Raw genomic sequence first — 19,070 nt, forward strand, 5'->3', positions numbered from 1 at the left:
CATTGCCGGGGAGGAGGTCGGCTTTGACGAAATCTCTTTTGCTATCTTTTGAAAGGGGCAAAACCCTTTGGAGCAAATTCATTTGCTCCGGGGAAACAACGCCCGCCGCGGGAGGAGGTGCGGCGGGCGCCGTTTGTGTGGCCAACCCTCGGGAGGAGGTGAAGGTCGGGCCTATTCGTCATTGCCGGGGAGGAGGTCGGCTTTGACGAAATCTCTTTTGCTATCTTTTGAAAGGGGCAAAACCCTTTGGAGCAAAATTCATTTTGCTCCGGGGAAACAACGCCCGCCGCGGGAGGAGGTGCGGCGGGCGTCGTTTTGGTGGTCAACCCTCGGGAGGAGGATAAGGGCTGACCGTTCGCTGGAGGTCGGGGAGGAGGTCGACCCCAGCGAAATTCCTGTTAGATCGCCCGGCGGGCGACGATCTTGATTTCGTCGCGGACGATACCGAGATCATGCAGCTGGCGGTTCGAAAGGCGACCCAGCTCGGTAACCGTCTCGCGATAAACGCGCCAGTTACGATAGTTGCGGATCAGGTTCATTGTCGTTCTCTTTTTCAAAACTGGTTCGGACCATTCGCGGTCCGAAGAATTAGACCGCCTTGCGAGCGACGTAAGGAATGTCGCTACGGCTGATGCCGAGGTCGGTCAGTTCACGGTTGCTCAGGCGGCTCAGCTCGGACACGGTGTCCCTGTAGCGGCGCCAGTTGCGGTAATTGCGGATCAAGTTCATGGTAGTTCTCGTTTCGTCTTTCTTGCGGGTCATTCCGTTTGTGTACCAACCATAAATAGGGGGACCCATATCGATTTAAAAGCGCTATGGCTGCATGGCAGCAATGCAAATTGTGCAATGCAACATTAATGCGCCTTCACGGACCTGACACAAAGAAGCCAGAATCAGAAAGTGCCGCTGGGTCAAAGGTTTGACCGGGCCGGCTGAAAAAAAGACCAAGCTTGGGGAGAAGCGGGATGGCGGGCTATTCGTCACGAGTAAGGTCGGATATCGCGCGGTGGCGGCAGGCGGGCCTGATCGACGCGGCGACAGCCGATACGCTAACGCGTGATGTCGAGGCCAACGAGCGCAATTCGCTCAGTTTCGGTTCGATCCTGGCAATGATGGCCGCCTTGCTGTTCGGCGCCGCCATCCTGATCTTTGTCGCCGCCAACTGGGACGCGATCCCGCGGCTGGCGCGGGTTGTAGCCCTTTTCGCCATCATCCTTGGCGGTTATGTCGGCGGCGCCGTGCTGAAGACGCGCGACCATGCGGCAATCGGCGAGGCCCTGTGGATCGTGGCCGCCGCCGCTTTCGGCGGTTCGATCGCGCTGATCGGCCAAATGTATCATCTCTCGGGCGACGAGGCTTCCGCCCTGATCACGTGGGGCGCCGGCACGGCGCTCGCGGCGGTGGTACTGCGGTCGAACCCGCTAACGGTTGCCGCGGTCGGCATCGCCGATGCCTGGCTGTTCCTGAGAGGGTTCGACTATTTCTATCGCAATGAATTTCCGCACGCCTTCGTCATCATGGCGGCCGTGCTGTTTGCCGTCTCGTTCTGGACCCGCAGCCAGCCGGCACGCCATTTGATCGTCCTGTCTCTGCTCTTCTATCTCGTGCTGTTGGCGATGAACCACGCGACGCTGCCGGTGGCGATCCCCCTGGTCATTGTCTCTGCCGTGCTTTTCGCGGCTGCGGTGTTCGCACCGGAGCCGGTCGACAGGATCGTCCAGCTTGGCGGCCGCTTGCCTTTGCACGCACTGCTCGGCTTCCTCACCGGCCTCGCAATCATCCAGTTCGAACTGGCCGACGAGAGCACCTACAACAGCGGCTTTGCCATCGCTTCCGTCGTCGCGCTGGCCGGCATCGTCGCGGCGATCGTGCTGGCAGGACGGGAGAGCCGCGGCCTGCGCTGGCTTGCCTATCTCGGCTTCGCCTTCGAACTCGCCATCATCTATGTCGTGACCTTGCAGTCGATGCTCGACACCGCAGGCTTCTTCCTTGCCGCCGCCGTGCTGCTCGGCATCCTCGCGACCGTCATCATCCGCGTCGAAAAACGCATGAAGGGTCCAGTCACCAAGGGAGCGATGGCATGATGACCGGAAAGCGGCTGATCATTTCGGCGCTGGTGCTGGCGCTCGTCCAGATAGGGTTCCTGGGTTGGATCATCGCCGGCCGGGCGGCGATCCTGCGCAACGGCAAGGACGTGCTGTTGAAGATCGAACCCGTCGATCCGCGCGACCTGCTGCGCGGCGACTATATCATCCTCGGCTACGAGATTTCGCGCATCCCGGTGAAAATGATCGCCAACATCCCGGCTGGCAAATTCTCCAGCGACGAAACGCCGATCGTGGTCCGCCTGAGGAAGGGGGCCGACGGCTATTGGACGCCAACCACCGCCTGGTTCGGCAAGGCGCCGACGCCGGCTGCTGCCGATGAGGCGGATATATCAGGGCATGTCGCCGAGGGCTGGGATCTTCGCGGGGAGAGCGCGACGATCGCACCGGACTACGGCATCGAGCGCTTCTACCTGCCCGAAGGCGAGGGGATGGCGATCCAGAACGACATGCGGGTGCGCCCGTTCGGGATCAGGCTTGCCCTTGCCAGCGACGGCAAGGCGCAGATCAAGGCGCTGGTCGATGGCGACAAGACGCTGTTCGAGGAGCCGCTGTATTAGTGATAGAGCCTCTGGGTGGCCTGCCACCCGAAGCTCGCTGGAGCGAAGGGTGGTGCGGATGAAGGGACTCGAACCCCCACGCCTTTCGGCACTGGAACCTAAATCCAGGGCGTCTACCAGTTCCGCCACATCCGCATGATCCGGCAATCCCATGTAGCCATCATTCTGTCAATGTCAGGGCCGAAATGTTGGGTCAGGACCAAAAATGTTGGTTATCGGCCGAAATGCGAAGACTGTTGAAAATTAGCCTCGCGTGTGACAAAAGGCGTGTCAAATGTGACGGGACGCGACGATCCGCTTCTACAGAATGTGATAAGAAGTAGGAAAAACAAGAACTTATTCACATTTTGGAACGCAGTTTGGGAGAGTTTGAGCCGTATTTCCGGTCAAACCGCCAGGTTCCGTACCAAAAGCCATTCCCGGCAAGACTATACCGGCAGGCTGTGAACGGCAGGGAGCCGTTTGGCAGCCTCATTGGTGAAAACAAAGGTTTTACGATGCAGGTCACCGAAACACTCAACTCCGGTCTCAAGCGCGAGATCAAGATCACCGTGCCGGCCGGTGACATGGAAGCCAAGCTGATGGCGCGGCTGTCGGACGCCCGCAACAAGGTCCGCATCAACGGCTTCCGGCCGGGCAAGGTGCCGGTGCAGCACCTGCGCAAGGTCTATGGCAAGTCGTTCATGGCCGAAGTGGTCAACGAGATCCTCAACGATTCGACACGGTCGATCATCACGGGCCGCGGCGAGAAGGCAGCCATGCAGCCCGAGGTCATCATGACCGAGGACGAGAAGGAGGCCGAGAAGATCCTGGCCGGTGGCGCCGACTTCGAATTCCGCCTCAACTACGAGGTCATTCCGGCGATCGAGATCAAGGATTTCTCCGACATCAAGGTAACGCGTCAGGTGTACGACGTGCCTGAAACCGAGATCGACGAGCAGGTCAAGCGGGTCGCCGAATCGGCACGCAGCTACGAGCCGAAGACCGGCAAGGCCGCCGAGGGCGACTGTGTGAGCATCGACTATGTCGGCAAGATCGACGGCGAGGCCTTTGCCGGCGGCGCAGGCAACGATCAGCCGCTGGTGCTGGGCTCCAAGGAATTCATTCCCGGCTTCGAGGATCAGCTCATCGGCAGCAAGGCCGGCGACGAAAAGCAGGTCACCGTGACCTTCCCCGAAAACTACCAGGCGGCGCATCTGGCAGGCAAGGAAGCCACCTTCGACGTCACCGTCAAGGAAGTGTCGAAGCCCGGCGAACTCGAAATCAACGACGAGACCGCCAAGAACCTTGGCCTGGATTCGCTGGAGCGCCTGCGTGAGATCGTGCGCGGCCAGATCGAGAACCAGTTCGGTTCGATGACGCGCCAGAAGGTCAAGCGCCAGTTGCTCGACCAACTCGACGCGGCCTATTCGTTCGAGGCACCGTCGAAGCTCGTCGAGGCCGAGTTCAACAACATCTGGGCGCAGGTCAACCGCGATCTGGAAGCGGCCGGCCGCACCTTCGCCGACGAAGAGACGACCGAGGAAGAGGCTCGCGCCGAATATATGCGCCTTGCCGAGCGCCGCGTGCGCCTTGGCCTGGTGCTGGCCGAGATCGGCGAGAAGGCTGGCGTCACCGTGTCGGACGAAGAGCTGCAGCGCGGCCTGTTCGAGCAGGTTCGCCGCTTCCCGGCCAACCAGCAGCAGGAAGCCTTCGAGTTCTACCGCAACAATCCCGAGGCGCTGAATGCGCTGCGGGCGCCGATGTTCGAGGAGAAGGTCGTCGACCACCTGCTCGGCCAGATCTCGGTCACCGACGTCAAGGTCAGCAAGGAAGAGCTGATGGCCGACGACGAGGAAGCGGAAACCACGACCAAGGCCAAGCCGGCCAAGAAAGCCGCAGCCAAGAAGGCCGACGACAAGAAGGCCGATGCCAAGTCTGGCGATGAGGCCGAAGAGCCGAAGAAGAAGGCTGCGCCTAAGAAGAAGGCGGCCGCCAAGGACGCCGAATAAGTCTCGGCACTCGATGGAATTGACGAAGGCCGCCCCCGAGGCGGCCTTTTTCGTTGCGAAACTGCAACAGGCGGCCGGCTTCTCAGGCCGTGGCACTTGGCGATACCAAGCGTTGATCACTATCTGCGCTTCTGCTGCAAATTCCTGGAGGGGGCGTTGAGCCTATTCTTCGAAACGGGGCGTGCTGTCGCCCTGACGCTCGTCCTGGCCTTCGCCTGCAATCTTGCCCCCGCCGACGCGATTGCCGGCGACTGGCGCTTCGGCACGGCTGACGATGGGCTTGTCACGGCTTCGCTCCATGCCACCAACAAGCTGATCACCGGCGGTGGCGCCTTGAGCTACAGTCCGGTCCTGACCATTGCCTGCCGGGCAGGCGGCGAACCGCGCTGGACCGAATGGCTGCAATTGAACGACGCGGTTTCGGCCAGCCGCAAGATCACGATGTCGGTTGCCGTCGACGGCGACAAGTTCGACGAGAGTTGGTCGGTCGGATCGCGCGGCAGGATGCTGGTGCTTGACGGCGCCGATGCGATCAAGCGGCTCGTTTCCGCAAGCCGGCTGTCGCTTTCCTGGCGGTTCGGACTGTTGTCAGGGCGCGGCCAGGCGGATTTCGACCTTGCGGGGTTTGAAGAGGCGGTCGAGCAGATCGCCGGGAACTGCCATACCGATCCGCCGTAACTATCGTCCTCGACCCTGGGGCGAATCCCCGAGCAGGCTTCGCAGTCCTATTTCAGCAGGCCGACCAGGACGTCGAAGGCCGCGTCGATGTCGGCGCGGATCGCCTGGCGGACGGCTTCGACATCGCGGTTGCGCAATGCCGCGAACATCTCCTGGTGGTGCTCGTTGGCGGTCGAGTAGTTTCCGGAATCATGCAGCATGTTGAAATAGGGGCTGATCTGCAGCCACAGGTTCTCGATGATGTTGAGGATGTTCTCGGACCCCGCCGCCCGGTAGATGGAGAAATGAAAGGCATAGTTGGCGCGCAGATAGGATTTGACGTCTCCCGCCGCGTTGGCCTGTTCGAGCGCATTGAGGTGCAGGCCGAGCTGGGCGATGCCCCGGTCGTCCATGCGCTCGGCCGCCCACGCGGCGGCGATCGCTTCGATCTCGAAGCGGACATTCCTGAGATCGATGAGGCGTGCGCGGCTGAGTGCGGGAATTCCGATCGAGCGGCCTGAAACAACCATCAAGGCGTTGGCCGCCGTCAGCCGCCGCAAGGCCTCCCTGACCGGCATCGGACTGACCCCGAAGGCGTCGGCCAGGCTTTGCACGGTCACCATCTCGCCAGGCACGATGCTGCCGTCGAGGATCAATTCGGTGACATGGCGATAGACCCTGTCCTGCAGTGTTTCCCTGGACAGGGGCACGATCTCGACACCAGGCTTCCTGAACGCCGCTCCGGCCATCTCCCCATCAACCTTTCCGCGCAAGGCCGCGCCACAACCCGTTCCCGGAATGCAGGGTTCCGGCAGCGGCGTCAAGCGTCCGCGACTGTCGCCTAGCCGTCAAGGCATTTCATCATTGATCTTTGATCAAATCGTGGTACGGTTTCCAATATCGGATGGCGAGGGCTAGCTTTCGTGCCCTCGGGAGGCATTCGGTCATTCGGATCGGGAGGAATTTCACATGGGTATCGGATTGAAGGTCCGGCGGCTCACGCTGCTGGCAGGCATGGCTGTATGTGCTTTTGGCATGTCCGCGGCTGACGCGGCCCAGAAGCACAAGATCTTTCTCAGCATGAGTTACATCGGCAATGACTGGCAGGCGGAGGCAGCCAATATGGTCAAGGCCATCGCGGCCCACAAAAGCCTGGCCGACAAGGTCGACCTGCAGGTCCAGGTCGCAGGACCCAATGCGCAGCGCCAGATCCAGCAGATCAATGCCATGGTACAGAGCGGCGCCGAGGCGATCGTCGTGTATCCGATCTCGCCGACGGCGCTCAACCAGGTCGTCAAGAATGCCTGCGACAAGGGCGTGAAGGTCTTTGCCTATGACGCCGAGATCACCGAGCCTTGTGCCTACAATGTCCATATCGACCAGCTGGAAGCGGGCAGGGTGACCGCCGAATGGCTCGTCAAGAAGCTCAACGGCAAGGGCAACATCATCGCCATCACCGGTGTTCCCGGAACATCCGTGGACGACCAGCGGACCAAGGCCGCCAAGGAAGTCTTCGCCAAATATCCCGACATCAAGATCGTCGGCGAGGCTGTCGGCATGTGGAGCCAGGCGGTCGCTCGAACCGAACTGTCCAAGATCCTCGCCACGCGCAGTTGGGGCGACATCAACGGCCTGTGGATGCAGGTCGGCTGCTTCACCGCCAACTCCATGCAGCTCGAGGCCGGCAAGAAGGACAGCGAACTGCTGCCTTGCGCCGGCGAGGGCTCGAATGGCGGCCGCATCCAGATGCTGCCGGAGGGGACCGAGGTCGAAGGTGCCGCTCCTCCCTATGCACCGGCGGGCGCGCAACGCATTTCCTATGCCTCGCCGCCCTATTCCGGCGCGTTGGCGTTGAAGCTTGCCGTCGAGGCGATCGAGGGCAAGGACGTGCCGAAGACCACGATCCTGCCGTTGCCGGTCGTCACCAACGAGACGATCAAGCTGTGCAACGAGGGCACCTGGGCGGAGATGAAGGCCGGCTGCAACGTCTTCAAGCCGTCACTGGTTTCCAATCCCGGCTGGTTCGCTTCGATCTTTTCGGACCAGACGCCCGAGATCGGCCTCAACGCCGCCCTCGTCGGACAGCCCGAGAACTAGCCTCCCAGGAAAACCCTGACGATGCGCGGACATCTTGTCCGTGCATCGTCGATCCGCGCTAATGCGTGTCGCCCAGAAGTGCGCAGCCCGGCGATCGAGGACATGACAGAACACCCAGCGCTTCCCGCCATCGAGATCGACGGCATCGGCAAGGCCTTCGGGCCAACGGTGGCGCTGGACGGCGTGTCGTTCCGCATCGCGCCCGGCAGCGTCCACGCACTGCTGGGCGAGAACGGAGCCGGCAAGTCGACGCTGGTGAAACTGCTGTCCGGGCTGGTGCGGCCGAGTGCCGGCCATGTCCGTGTCTTCGGCAAGGAGATCGGCTACGGCGCACCACGCGCGGCACACGCGCTGGGCGTGCAGACGGCGTTCCAGGAAATGACGCTGGTGCGCGACCTCTCGGTCCTCGACAACATGCTGATGCCTTATGCTCCGATCGGCATCTCCGGCCTGATCCGGCGCGCGGCGGCGCGCAAGGCGGTCCGTCGCCATATCGACGAGCTCGGCTTTTCCGTCGATCTCGATGCCGAGGTGGGCGAGCTCGAGCTTTCCGTGCGCCAGAAGATCGAGATCGCGCGCGCCGTCTACCGCAAGCCACGCATCCTGCTGCTCGATGAGCCGACCTCGACGCTCGCCGGTCGCGATGTCGAGTGGCTGGGCGACATCATCGCCAGACTGAAGGCGGCAGGCACCACCATCGTCTTCATCACCCATCGCATGCGCGAGGTCCGCGCTTTTTGCGACACGCTGACGATCCTGAGGAATGGCCGCCACATCGTCACCGCGCCGGTTGCCGATGTCTCGGACGCCGACGTCATCGAAAAGATCATCGGCCGCAGCATCGAACAGACCTTTCCGCCCAAGCCCGATGGCGCCCAGGCTTTCGGTCCGCCGGTCCTGGGCGTGCGTGACTTGAAGGTCGGGCGCAAGCTCGACGGCGCGAGCTTCGATCTGCGCCGCGGCGAGATCCTGGGCATTGCCGGGCTGCAGGGCATGGGCCAGCAGGACCTCTTTCTAGCCTGCTTCGGCATGGCCGAAATCACCCGCGGCGACGTCCTTGTCGACGGCCGCAAGGTCTGGCTCGGCTCTCCGGCGGATGCCTTGCTGCCCAACATGGCCATCGGCCTGGTGCCGGAGGACCGCAAATCCGAGGGCCTGTTCCTGAAACTGCCGGGCAGCCAGAACGCCACACTGCCCGTGGTGTCGCGCTTCACACGCTTCGGCCTTGTCGATGCCGTGGCCGAGGCCCGCTCCGTCGAGGCGGCGTTCGCCACCGTCGAAGTCGACCGCCGCGCGCTGTGGACGCGGGCCGGAGCTTTTTCGGGTGGCAACCAGCAGAAGATCGCCATTGCCAAATGGCTGGTGGCGCAGAGCCGCATCCTGCTGTTGTTCGATCCGACGCGCGGCATCGACGTCGGCACCAAGCACGAGCTCTATGTGATGATGCGAAACTACGTCGCTGCCGGCGGCTCGATCCTGCTGCACTCGACCGAGATTCCCGAACTGGTCCACCAGTGCGACCGGGTCCTGGTTCTCTATGACGGGCGCATCGCGGCCGAGCTCGAAGGCGACGCCATCGCCGAGCCTGCCATCATGCGGCCGGCGCTTGGACATGGCGGGGATATAGCCGCATGAGCAGCGTTTCCCCCTCTGCTTCCGCCGGATTCGGCCTGCGCCGTGCGCTGATACGCAATCGCGGTGCACTGATCGCCGCGGGCGTCCTTGCGATCCTGCTTTTCATCGTCGACTGGATCAGCGCCGGGCCGCTGACCTATTTCGACGTGTCGTTCCTGTCGAGCGGCGGCGCGACCTCGGCGCTTGCGGCGATCGGCCAGACGATCGTGATCCTGTCGGGCGGCTTCGATCTGTCCGCCGGCGCGGTGATATCGCTGGTCAATGCCGTGCTGGCATCGAGCATGGATCCGATGGCGCCAGGCGCAAGCATCCTCTTGTGGACGGCCGTCGGCATCGGCGTCGGCATGGCGGTGGGCGCCTTCAACGGCTTCTTCATCGCGGTGCTGCGCATGCAGCCCATCGTGGTGACGCTGTCCACCATGTTCATCCTGCAAGGCGTGACGCTGCTGGTGATGGACAAGCCCGGCGGCTTCGTGTCGCCCGATCTCGGCACCTTCTATTTGGGCGACGCGATCACCGGCTGGCTGCCAATGCCGCTGGTGGTGATCGGCGTCGTCCTGCTCGCCTGGTTCTGGCTGAAGGGAACCCGTTTCGGCACGGCGCTCTATGCGGTCGGCAGCGACGCGGATTCGGCCGCCGCCGTCGGCATCAACGTCGTGCTGGTGCGCTTTGCCGTCTATGTGATCGCCGGCGGCTGCTACGGCCTTGCCGGCGTCTTCATCAGCGCCCAGACCGGCAGCGGCGACCCGCTGGTCGGCAATCCGCTGCTTCTGTCTATGTTCGCGGCGGTGGTTGTCGGCGGCACGCGCCTGGGCGGCGGGCAGGGTGGTCCGGTGGGTTCTGTGTTCGGCGCCTACATCCTGATGATGGTGGTGAACATCCTGCTGGTGCTCAATGTATCGGCCTATTATTCGACCATCGCCGAAGGCACCATCCTGGTGCTGGCGGCCCTTGCCGGATCCTTGTCTCACGCATCGGTGCTTGCCGTGCAACTGCGCGCGGCGCGAGCCCGGCTCGCCGCCTGGCGCGCGGGTATTCTGCCCTCGCAGCTTGAACCGATCGACCGGCGGCTCAAGATTGCCGGACCCTCGCATGGCAATCCCGACACAGCATCTCCGCGTCCCGCCTTCCATGTTCGCAACGCGGAGACGCTGCGCTACGCGCTGCCTGCCTATGTCTGCCTGCTCATCATCGTGGTCGTCACCCAGATCTGGCTCGGCCGCGCCATCCTCAACCCCGGTTACTGGAATTCACTGCTGGTGCTGTCGTCCTTTCTCGCCGTGCTGGCGCTGGGACAGGGAACGGTCATCCTGACCGGCGGCCTCGATCTCTCCGTGCCGTGGACGATCGGTATTTCCGGCATCATCCTGGCCGGCATGGTCAACGGCTCCGACGCGGCACTCCTCTACGCCTTGCCTGTCGTGCTGGTGATGGCCTGTGCCATCGGCTTCGCCAATGGCTTCGGCATCGTCTATCTCGGCATCTCGCCGATCGTCATGACGCTCGCCACCAACGGCATCCTGCAAGGCTTCGCACTGCTCTATTCGCAGGGCACACCGGCCGGTTTTTCCTCGCCGATGCTGCGCTGGTTCATGACCGCCAAGCTCGGTTTCGTGACTCCGGTGGTCCTGCTGATGGTCGTCTTCGTGGTGGTGGCGGTGCTGCTGCTTGGACGCACGCCGTTCGGGCGCCGGGTCTACGGCATCGGCAATGGGCTGCGCGCGGCGCGCCTGTCCGGCATCGGCGTCGAGCGCACGTTGATCCTGGTCTATATGCTGTCGGCAGTCTGCGCCGCTGTCGTTGGCATCATGCTGACCGGCTTCTCCGGCCAGGCGAGCCTCGGCATGGGCGACGACTATCTCTTGCCGTCGATCGCCGTCGTGGTGGTGGGCGGTGCGCTGATCACCGGCGGGCGCGGCCATTATCTCGGCATGCTCGGAGGCGTGCTGCTTTTGACGGCGCTGCAGATGCTGCTGGCCGGTACCACGCTGCCCTACGCCACGAGGGCAATTCTCTACGGACTGGTCGTTCTGGGCGCCGTCATGGCGTTGCGCGAGCGGCAGTTGCAATGAAAAGGACGGAACGATGAGCGCAAAGGCACCTCAAACGGCGGACGAATTCCTGGCCGGTCTGAAAGGACAGCGCGTGCTGGTGACGGCGGGCGCCGGCGGCATTGGCTTTGCCATCGCCGACACGCTCTCGCGGCTTGGCGCGCGTGTCGTCGTCTGCGACGTTTCCGACGAGGCACTTGCCGCCGCGCCTGGCAAGATCGACCTCGTCGCGGCGGTCAAGGCCGATGTCTCGCGCGACGATGACGTCGATCGGCTGTTCGAGGCGGTCGAGGAAAAACTCGGCGGGCTGGACGCACTGATCAACAATGCCGGCATTGCCGGGCCGACCGGTGGTGTCGACGAGATCGAACCGGACGACTGGCGGCGCTGCATCGACATCTGTCTTACCGGCCAGTTCCTGTGCGCGCGTCGCGCCGTGCCGCTGATCAAGGCGGCGGGCGGCGGCTCGATTGTGTCGATGTCATCGGCGGCCGGCCGCCACGGCTATGCCTTCCGCACGCCCTATTCGGCGGCCAAGTTCGGCGTCATCGGTTTCACCCAAAGCCTCGCCAAGGAGCTTGGGCCGCACGGCATCAGGGTCAACGCCATCCTGCCGGGCATCATCGAAGGGCCGCGCATCGAGGGCGTCATCTCGGCGCGCGCCAGGCAGGTCGGCATCAGCCACGAGGAGATGACCGCTCGCTACCTGCAGAACATCTCGCTGCGCCGCATGACCAGTCCCTATGACGTCGCCTCCATGGTCGCCTTCCTGCTGTCGGACGCCGGCATCAACATTTCCGGGCAGTCGCTCGGCGTCGACGGCAACGTCGAAACGCTCTAGGGAGGGCCGATCCATGGCAAAGGTTGCGATTGTCGGCAGCGGTTTCATCGGGCGGGCATGGGCGATCAGCTTCGCCCGCGCCGGCCATGACGTGCGGATGTGGGACCAGTCGCCCGCCGCGACGGGCGGCGCGCGCGACTACATAGAAGGCGTGCTTGGCGATCTTTCTTCGAACGACCTGCTGCGTGGGCAGTCCGTCGACACCGTGCTTGGCCGCATCGCAATCGCGGCGGAACTGGAGGAGGCGCTGGCCGGAGCAACCCATGTTCAGGAGAACACGCCTGAAAACCTCGATGTGAAGCGGGAAGTGTTCTCCCTGATCGACAGTCTGGCCGGCCCGCAAACGATGATCGCCAGTTCCACCTCGGCGCTGTTGCCGTCGAAGTTCACCGACCATCTAAAGGGACGGCACCGCTGCCTGGTCGTGCATCCGATCAATCCGCCCTACCTCATTCCGGCGGCGGAGGTGGTGCCGGCGCCATGGACCTCCGCCGAGACGCTTGAAAGAACACGCGCCTTCCTCATCGATGCCGGCCATGCGCCGCTGGTGATGAAGCGCGAGCTCGACGGTTTCATCATGAACCGGCTACAGGGCGCCTTGCTTGAGGAAGCCTTCCGGCTCGTCGCCGACGGCTATGCCAGCGTCGAGGATGTCGACATCGGCATCCGCGACGGGTTGGCGCTGCGCTGGTCGTTCATGGGGCCGTTCGAGACCATCGACCTCAATGCGCCCGGCGGCGTGCGCGATTATGTCGATCGCTACCAGGGCATCTACTCCAACATCTTCCCGCAGATGCTGCGCCGGGTCGACTGGGCGGGTGAGGTCATGGCAACCGTCGAGGCCGAGCGCAGCAAGCGCCTGCCGAGGGAAAATCTGGGCGGGCGGCAGGTCTGGCGAGATCGCCGGCTGATGGCGCTGGCGGCACACAAGAAGAAATCGGATCAGGAGTTCGGACAATGAAAGAAACCAGCCGCAAGCCCGGCGCGACGGCGACCAGGGGCAAGGTCATCATCACCTGTGCGGTGACCGGGGCGATCCACACGCCGACCATGTCGCCCTACCTGCCGATCACGCCGGACCAGATCGCGTCGGAAGCGATCGCCGCGGCGGAGGCCGGTGCCGCGATCCTGCATCTGCACGCCCGCGACCCGGAGACGGGCAAGCCTGACCAGACGCCGGAGGCCTTTGCCCGCTTCCTGCCACGCGTCAAGCAAGGCACCAATGCCGCCATCAACATCACCACCGGCGGCAGTCCGTACATGAAGGTAGAAGAGCGCGTGCGCCCAGCCGCCCAGTTCAAACCGGAAGTCGCTTCGCTCAACATGGGCTCGATCAATTTCGGGCTTTATCACCTCGCCGATAAATACGAGACCTTCAAGTTCGACTGGGAAAAGCCGCATCTGGAGGCGACGCGCGACCTGGTCTTCCGCAACTCGTTCAAGGACATCGAGTACATTCTGGCGACCTGCTACGACAACGGCACGCGGTTCGAGTTCGAGTGCTACGACATTGCCCACCTCTACAACCTCGCCCATTTCGCCGATCGCGGGTTGGTGAAGCCGCCGTTCTTCGTGCAGTCGGTGTTCGGCCTGCTCGGTGGCATCGGCACCCATCCGGAAGACGTCGCCCATATGAAGCGCACCGCCGACCGGCTGTTCGGCGACCAGTTCCGCTGGTCGGTGCTCGGCGCGGGCGCCAGCCAACTGCGCATCGCCGCGCAATCGGCCGCGCTCGGCGGCAACATCCGGGTCGGGCTGGAGGACAGCCTGTGGGCCGGCAAGGGCAAGCTCGCCAAGTCGAACGCCGAACAGGTCGTGCTGGCGCGCAAGATCATCGAGGGGCTCGGCATGGAGGTGGCGACGCCGGACGAGGCGCGCGAAATCCTGTCCCTGAAGGGTGGCGACAAGGTTGCCTTCTGACGCGGCCCGACCAATCGCCGCGCGGGCGTCAAAGAGAGGAGGACAGCATGAAGATCGAAGTCGTGGTGGATGTGAAGACCACCTTGGGAGAGGGGCCGCTTTGGGACGTCGAACAGGAGCGCCTTTACTGGATCGACAGTTTCGACGGGCGGGTGTTCCGGGCGACCGCCGACGGGCGCGAAATCCGCTCCTGGGACGTGCCGATGAAGATAGGCTCGATGGCGCTGCGCAAGGACGGCGGCGGCGCGGTGGTTTCGCTGCAGCGCGGCTTCCATCTGCTCGATTTCGCCACCGGCGAGGTGACGCTGATCCATGATCCGGAGCCGGACAAGCCGATGAACCGGCTGAACGACGGGAAGGTCGACCGGCACGGCCGTTTCTTCGCCGGCTCGATGGATACGATGGAGGAGGGGCCTTCAGGCGGGCTCTACCGGCTCGATCCGGATTTCTCCGTCACCCGGATCGATTCCGGCATCATCTGCTCCAACGGCCCGTGTTGGAGCCCCGACGACCGCACCTTCTACTTCGCCGACACCTGGACCGGCGAGATCTGGGCCTACGACTACGACATCGCCACCGGTACGGCCACCAACCGCCGCACCTATACCCGCGTCGACACAAGCCGGGGCGGTGCGGCCGATGGCTCGACCGTCGACGCCGAGGGCTATCTGTGGAATGCGCTGGTCTATGACGGCAGGCTGGTGCGTTATGCGCCGGACGGCAGCATAGATCGCATTATCGACATGCCGGTGAAGAAGATCACCAGCGTCATGTTCGGCGGGCCGAAGCTCGACACGCTCTACGTCACCTCGATGGCCAAGCCGCCACTGCCGCGCTTTCCCGGCGACGGTGTCCTGCGCGGCAGCCTGTTCGCCATCACCGGCCTCGGCGTTACCGGCGTGCCGGAGCCACGATTTGGCGGGTGACCGGCCACCCGGTTCTGTGGCCTGTTAGCGGCACCATTTCTCGACGGCAATCGCAATCGCCTTTGTGCAATCGACGAGATCGCGGACCGAAACGCGCTCGTTGGGCTGATGCGCTTGCGCCGGGTCGCCCGGGCCGAAGTTGACGGTTGGTGTGTTGCCAAGGCCGGTCGGCAGGCCGATGTCGCTATGCGCGCCAAAGCCGCTGAGGACCGGTGACAGATTGGCTTCCTCGACCGCCTGCTGGAAGGCGCCGACGAACGGGTTGTCCGACGGGATCTCGGCGCAGTCCGCGTCGAGAATCCATTCGACGCGGGCCGGGTGCTTTCGCAGATAGGGGTCTGCCTGGCAGACGTTGGCGATATGCTCTTCGATTTCGCGTTTGACGTTGCCACCCAGCCTGAACTCGTCATGTTCGCTCGGCAGATACTGCGCGTCGATGATGATTTCGCCGCGACCCGCCATTGAAGAAGGGTGCTCGCCGGCATTGATCTGGGTGACGATGACCTGGTTGGGCAGGTCCATCAGGGGATGGTTTTTCCTGGGATCGAACATCCAGCGCCGGTTGAGAATGTCTATGCCGTCGAGAATTTGCCGGCAAAGCTGGACGGCATCGACCGGGCCGCTCGAATACCAGGCATTCGGCGTGAGCTCCGCGTGGCCGCCTATGCCGTCGATGATGATCCTGCCCCACAGGATGCCGTGGCAGAGTGGTGCGATCTTGTTCGCCGTCGGTTCGGTCATGATGCCGGCGTCGGCGTGAAAGCCGCGATCGACCATGGCAAGCGAGCCCATGCCGCCGATCTCCTCATCGACCACGGTCGTGAAGACGACGTCGCCGGACAGGGGAATCTCGAGGTCCCTCAGGATCTCGACAGCCATCAGCATGCAGGCGACGCCGCCTTTCATGTCGACCGTGCCGCGGCCGTGCAGGAAGCCGTCCTTGAGGACGGGCTGGAACGGGTCGGTCGTCCAATGGCTCGCGGCGCCCGGCGGGACGACGTCGATATGGCCGGTGAGCATGATGGAGCGTCCTCCACCCGTACCCTTCAGGACGCCGCCGAGATTGGGCCGGCCCTCGAATGTCCGGCCCTTGTTGGCGCCGGCGCGTCCCTTGTATTTCTCGTAGAGCGCCGGGCCGTCCGGATCCCAGAGGTCGGTCGAGAAGCCAAGCGCTTCGATGCGTTTTTGCAGATAGAGCTGGCAATCACGCTCGCCGGGGCCGGCTTCCTTAGGGTTGGATTTCACGATCGAGGGGAAGGCGACGAGATCGCTCAGCGTTGCGACAATACGGTCGGCACTCGCCTCGACGCGCGCGGCGATGATCTCTTCTTTGGACGGCATCATGATCTCCAACGTTGGGACAGTCGGTCGGCGAGAAGGACGAAAACCAGAAGGGCGCCGACAATCCCCACCTGCCAAACCGTGTTAATGTTCAATTGCAGAAGGCCGGTCTTCAGCGTGACCAGCAGCAGGACGGCCGCAAACACGCCGCCGACGCCGCCGCGTCCGCCGGTGATGACGATGCCTCCCAACATGGCGGCGGTCAGCGATTCGAGTTCGAGGTTCTGGCCGATATTGGGCCTGCCGCTGCCGAGCCAGGCGAGCGAAACCAGACCGGCAGCGCCGGCGAGCGCGCCGCTCAGCACATAAAGAATGAAGCGCACGCGGTCGACCGGAATGCCGACCAGTTTGGCCGAGCGTTCGTTGAAGCCCATGGCGTAGATCCAACGCCCCCAGGCCGTCGAGATCAGCACCAGGCCGGCAAGGGCAAAGCACGGAATGGCAAGCGTGAGGAAGGGCATTGGAATGCCCATGACGACGCCGCGCCCCCACACAAGCAGCCACGAGGGCACGCCTGCCTGGGCGGCACCCCCGGTAACGGCAAGTGCCGCGCCGGAATAGACGAAAAATGTGCCAAGCGTCGCAATGAAGGGGAGAAGGGCGAGCCCGTTTACCAGCCATCCGTTCAATGCGCCGAGCATTGCGCCGGCGAGGATGCAGATCGCCGGCAGCAGGGTTGGTGGCAGGCCCAGCTTGAGGCAGAGCATTGCGACGATGGCCGAAAGCGAGACCGCGCCGCCGACCGAAAGGTCGATGCCGGCGCCGCCGGCCATGATGACCAGCCCTTGACCCAGGCCAACCAGCGCCAGGATCGTCGAAAACTGAAGAACGGTGGTGACGGTGCCGAGATTGAAAACCGAGGGCCTCAGCGCCAGCAGGCCGACAATCACGACCAGCCAAAGCCCACAGAGCAAGGCCAGGGTGAGGGCGGGGCCTTGCAAGTTGCGGAGTGTTTTCATGCGCGGGCTCGCTGTATCAGGCTAAGTGGCAATCGGCCGGAGATGGCCTCGAAACCGAGCACGCCGATGATGAGAACACCGGTGACCACGGGCTGCCAGAGCGAGGGGACGCCAATCAGCAGCAGTCCGTTCTGGAGGATTCGCAGGAGGAGCACGCCGAGCACGGTGCCGATCAGGCTGCATTTGCCACCCAATATGCTTGTGCCGCCGAGAATGACCGCGGCAATGGCATCCAGCGCCAGCGTGCTGCCGATGGTCATTTCCACATTACGGTAGGTGGCGACGTAGAAAGTCGCGGCAATGCCAGTCAGGACCCCGCTGATGACGAAGGTCATGAAGCGGGTCTTTATGACCGGTATTCCCGACAGCCGCGCCTTTTCCTCCGAATTGCCGATTGCCAGCAGATAGAGTCCATAGGGCGTTCGACGCAACGCCATCCAGACGATCAGATAGGCCACCGCGATCACCAAGGCAGGAACGGGGACACCAAGTATAGTGGCTGCAAGAAGATTGGTGAGGCTCGAGGGCAGGCCGGAAAGCCATTGCCCGCCGAGAAGGGCGAAGACGGCGGTGCGGTAGACGCCGAGCAGGCCGAGCGTTCCGACAATCGCCGGAACGCGGCCGAGGACGACGACGGTGGCCGTCACGCATCCCAGCAATGCCCCGACCAACGGGCCGACAACGATCGCCAGCACCGGATTGCCGTTCGCGCCGAGCACGCGGCCGATGGCAATCGCCGCGAGACCCATGACGATGCCGATCGACACATCGATGCCGCCCATGGCCAGAAGCAGGGTCATGCCAAGGCCGATCAACAGAAGTTCGACGCTGTTGCGCAGGACTGTCGCCGCATTGCCTGATGTGGCGTAGTGGGGTGATGCGACAGAAAAGATGACGATCGCCAGCAAACAGGCGACAAGCAGAGACCACTCTCGTCCGTTCATGGAGAAGACACCATTTGCAGCCTGTCGCATCGCGCTCATGTCAGGCTCAGAAGTTGAACTTGTCGACATTGTCCTTGGTGAAGACAGCCGGCGGCCCGAGCAGCAGGATGCCCTTGGCGGCATCGTAGGTGACAGGCTTTTCCAGGCCGGCGATCTTGTTTTCCGCCTCGAAGGCCTTGCCGTCGATGAGCTGCTTGCCGGCCCAGACCGTGAGATAGCCGAGCTGCTCGGGATCCCACAGCACGGTGAAGCCGAAGGCCCCGCTCTTCAGGTAGGCCCGCGCCGTGTTCGGGCTGCAGTAGCCGGCGCCGATGACGGAGCCGATCTTGCCGGCGGTCTCTATGGCCTGGGCAACGCCCGGGCATGTCGAGGATGCGACGGCAATGATGGCCTTGATATCGGGATTGGCGGCCATGAGATCGCCGGAGATCTGCGCGGCGCGCTCGGCTGTGCCGCCGGCAAATTGCGGCGCGAGCAGCTTGAGCTTCGGATATTTGGCGGCGGCTTCCTTCTGCATGAAGCCGATCCAGGCATTGAGATTGGACGCCGTCGCTTCGCCGGAGACGATGCCGATCGTTGCGTCCTCGCCGACGCGCTTGACCAACTCGTCGACGATCGTGGTGCCGAGGCCTTCGTCGGTTGCCTGGGCCACGTAGACCGCACGGCCGCTATCGGGTGCATCGCTGTCGCTGGTGAACAGTTTGATGCCCTTCGCCTTGGCGCTCTCGACCACGGGCGCGATGCTGGAGGCATCAAGAACGCTGACCGAGATCGCCTCGACGCCCTGGTCGATCAGGTTCTGCACGATTTGCAACTGGTCGACCGGATTGGTGTCGACCGGGCCGGAGTAGATGAAATCGACGCCGAGATCCTTGGCGGCGCGATTGCCGCCGGCTTCCATGGCGTTGAAATAGGGAATGCCGATCAACTGGGGTACGAAAGCGACTTTGTGCTTGTCGGCGGCGTGCGCTGCGGTTGCGACAGCGAGTGACAGAGCTGAGGCTGCGAGCACTTTCTTGAAATGTGAAAGCATTGTGGTTTGA

Annotated in this window: 18 protein-coding genes and 1 tRNA gene; 11 read left to right on the forward strand and 8 right to left on the reverse strand. The window is 63.4% G+C overall.

Features of this window, described 5'->3' with window-relative positions; all coding sequences use genetic code 11:
• Positions 1-398 precede the first annotated feature (398 nt).
• Both LB568_RS07265 and LB568_RS07270 read right to left on the reverse strand, forming a co-directional pair.
• Positions 399-539 carry a DUF1127 domain-containing protein gene (locus LB568_RS07265; RefSeq protein WP_013895120.1) on the reverse strand — a complete coding sequence of 47 codons (141 nt, stop codon included), beginning with the start codon at positions 537-539 and terminating at the stop codon, positions 399-401.
• Positions 540-588: 49 nt separating this feature from the next.
• Positions 589-729, reverse strand: coding sequence for a DUF1127 domain-containing protein (locus LB568_RS07270; RefSeq protein WP_013531315.1), 141 nt, complete (start codon positions 727-729; stop codon positions 589-591).
• Positions 730-965: 236 nt separating this feature from the next.
• Here LB568_RS07270 and LB568_RS07275 point away from each other — a divergent pair, with 236 nt between their 5' ends.
• Positions 966-2,084: a DUF2157 domain-containing protein gene (locus LB568_RS07275; RefSeq protein WP_013895121.1), complete on the forward strand. Its 1,119-nt coding sequence runs from the start codon at positions 966-968 to the stop codon at positions 2,082-2,084.
• Complete coding sequence (locus LB568_RS07280) at positions 2,081-2,665, forward strand: GDYXXLXY domain-containing protein (protein ID WP_041164200.1); 585 nt, start codon at positions 2,081-2,083, stop codon at positions 2,663-2,665. The genes LB568_RS07275 and LB568_RS07280 overlap by 4 nt, the downstream gene beginning before the upstream one ends.
• Positions 2,666-2,715: 50 nt before the next feature.
• Here the strand turns inward: LB568_RS07280 and LB568_RS07285 are convergent.
• Positions 2,716-2,800 (reverse strand) — tRNA-Leu (locus LB568_RS07285).
• Between the two features lie 362 nt (positions 2,801-3,162).
• On the opposite strand from LB568_RS07285, the gene tig reads away from it, so the two are divergent.
• Both tig and LB568_RS07295 read left to right on the forward strand, forming a co-directional pair.
• The gene (gene tig, locus LB568_RS07290; protein ID WP_224729725.1) at positions 3,163-4,656 is read left to right on the forward strand and encodes a trigger factor; all 1,494 of its coding nucleotides are present in this window, start codon (positions 3,163-3,165) and stop codon (positions 4,654-4,656) included.
• 156 nt (positions 4,657-4,812) lie between these two features.
• A complete protein-coding gene (locus LB568_RS07295; RefSeq protein WP_013895124.1) occupies positions 4,813-5,334 on the forward strand; it encodes a hypothetical protein in 522 nt (173 codons plus the stop codon).
• A gap of 47 nt (positions 5,335-5,381) precedes the next feature.
• On the opposite strand, the gene LB568_RS07300 is transcribed toward LB568_RS07295, so the two are convergent.
• Positions 5,382-6,062 carry a GntR family transcriptional regulator gene (locus tag LB568_RS07300; protein ID WP_013895125.1) on the reverse strand — a complete coding sequence of 227 codons (681 nt, stop codon included), beginning with the start codon at positions 6,060-6,062 and terminating at the stop codon, positions 5,382-5,384.
• Between the two features lie 220 nt (positions 6,063-6,282).
• Between LB568_RS07300 and LB568_RS07305 the strand changes: the two genes are divergently transcribed.
• The 7 genes from LB568_RS07305 (at position 6,283) to LB568_RS07335 (ending at position 14,783) form a co-directional block, all read left to right on the forward strand.
• On the forward strand, positions 6,283-7,410 hold the full coding sequence (locus LB568_RS07305) for a sugar ABC transporter substrate-binding protein (protein WP_013895126.1): 1,128 nt from the start codon (positions 6,283-6,285) through the stop codon (positions 7,408-7,410).
• 102 nt (positions 7,411-7,512) lie between these two features.
• Positions 7,513-9,045, forward strand: a complete 1,533-nt coding sequence (locus LB568_RS07310) for a sugar ABC transporter ATP-binding protein (protein ID WP_041164845.1) — start codon at positions 7,513-7,515, stop codon at positions 9,043-9,045.
• Positions 9,042-11,117, forward strand: coding sequence for an ABC transporter permease (locus LB568_RS07315; protein ID WP_013895128.1), 2,076 nt, complete (start codon positions 9,042-9,044; stop codon positions 11,115-11,117). Before LB568_RS07310 ends, LB568_RS07315 begins: the two co-directional genes overlap by 4 nt.
• A gap of 13 nt (positions 11,118-11,130) precedes the next feature.
• Positions 11,131-11,937 (forward strand): SDR family oxidoreductase, encoded by an 807-nt coding sequence (locus LB568_RS07320; RefSeq protein WP_224729726.1) that lies wholly within the window; start codon positions 11,131-11,133, stop codon positions 11,935-11,937.
• A gap of 13 nt (positions 11,938-11,950) precedes the next feature.
• The gene (locus LB568_RS07325; RefSeq protein ID WP_224729727.1) at positions 11,951-12,898 is read left to right on the forward strand and encodes a 3-hydroxyacyl-CoA dehydrogenase; all 948 of its coding nucleotides are present in this window, start codon (positions 11,951-11,953) and stop codon (positions 12,896-12,898) included.
• Entirely contained in the window at positions 12,895-13,857 is a 963-nt protein-coding gene (locus LB568_RS07330) for a 3-keto-5-aminohexanoate cleavage protein (RefSeq protein WP_013895131.1), read from the forward strand. Before LB568_RS07325 ends, LB568_RS07330 begins: the two co-directional genes overlap by 4 nt.
• Positions 13,858-13,904: 47 nt before the next feature.
• A complete protein-coding gene (locus LB568_RS07335) occupies positions 13,905-14,783 on the forward strand; it encodes an SMP-30/gluconolactonase/LRE family protein (RefSeq protein ID WP_224729728.1) in 879 nt (292 codons plus the stop codon).
• A 24-nt stretch (positions 14,784-14,807) separates the two neighbouring features.
• Here LB568_RS07335 and LB568_RS07340 read toward each other — a convergent pair whose 3' ends face one another.
• From LB568_RS07340 to LB568_RS07355, 4 genes are read right to left on the reverse strand one after another with little or no spacing between them, the layout of a single operon-like run.
• The gene (locus tag LB568_RS07340; RefSeq protein WP_224729729.1) at positions 14,808-16,124 is read right to left on the reverse strand and encodes a M20 family metallopeptidase; all 1,317 of its coding nucleotides are present in this window, start codon (positions 16,122-16,124) and stop codon (positions 14,808-14,810) included.
• Positions 16,124-17,083: an ABC transporter permease gene (locus tag LB568_RS07345; RefSeq protein WP_140573750.1), complete on the reverse strand. Its 960-nt coding sequence runs from the start codon at positions 17,081-17,083 to the stop codon at positions 16,124-16,126. The genes LB568_RS07340 and LB568_RS07345 overlap by 1 nt, the downstream gene beginning before the upstream one ends.
• Entirely contained in the window at positions 17,080-18,066 is a 987-nt protein-coding gene (locus LB568_RS07350; RefSeq protein WP_013895135.1) for an ABC transporter permease, read from the reverse strand. Before LB568_RS07350 ends, LB568_RS07345 begins: the two co-directional genes overlap by 4 nt.
• Positions 18,067-18,073: 7 nt before the next feature.
• A complete protein-coding gene (locus LB568_RS07355) occupies positions 18,074-19,060 on the reverse strand; it encodes an autoinducer 2 ABC transporter substrate-binding protein (RefSeq protein WP_013895136.1) in 987 nt (328 codons plus the stop codon).
• Positions 19,061-19,070: the final 10 nt, after the last annotated feature.

This window comes from Mesorhizobium sp. B263B2A (assembly GCF_020165775.1).
Lineage (GTDB): Bacteria > Pseudomonadota > Alphaproteobacteria > Rhizobiales > Rhizobiaceae > Mesorhizobium > Mesorhizobium opportunistum.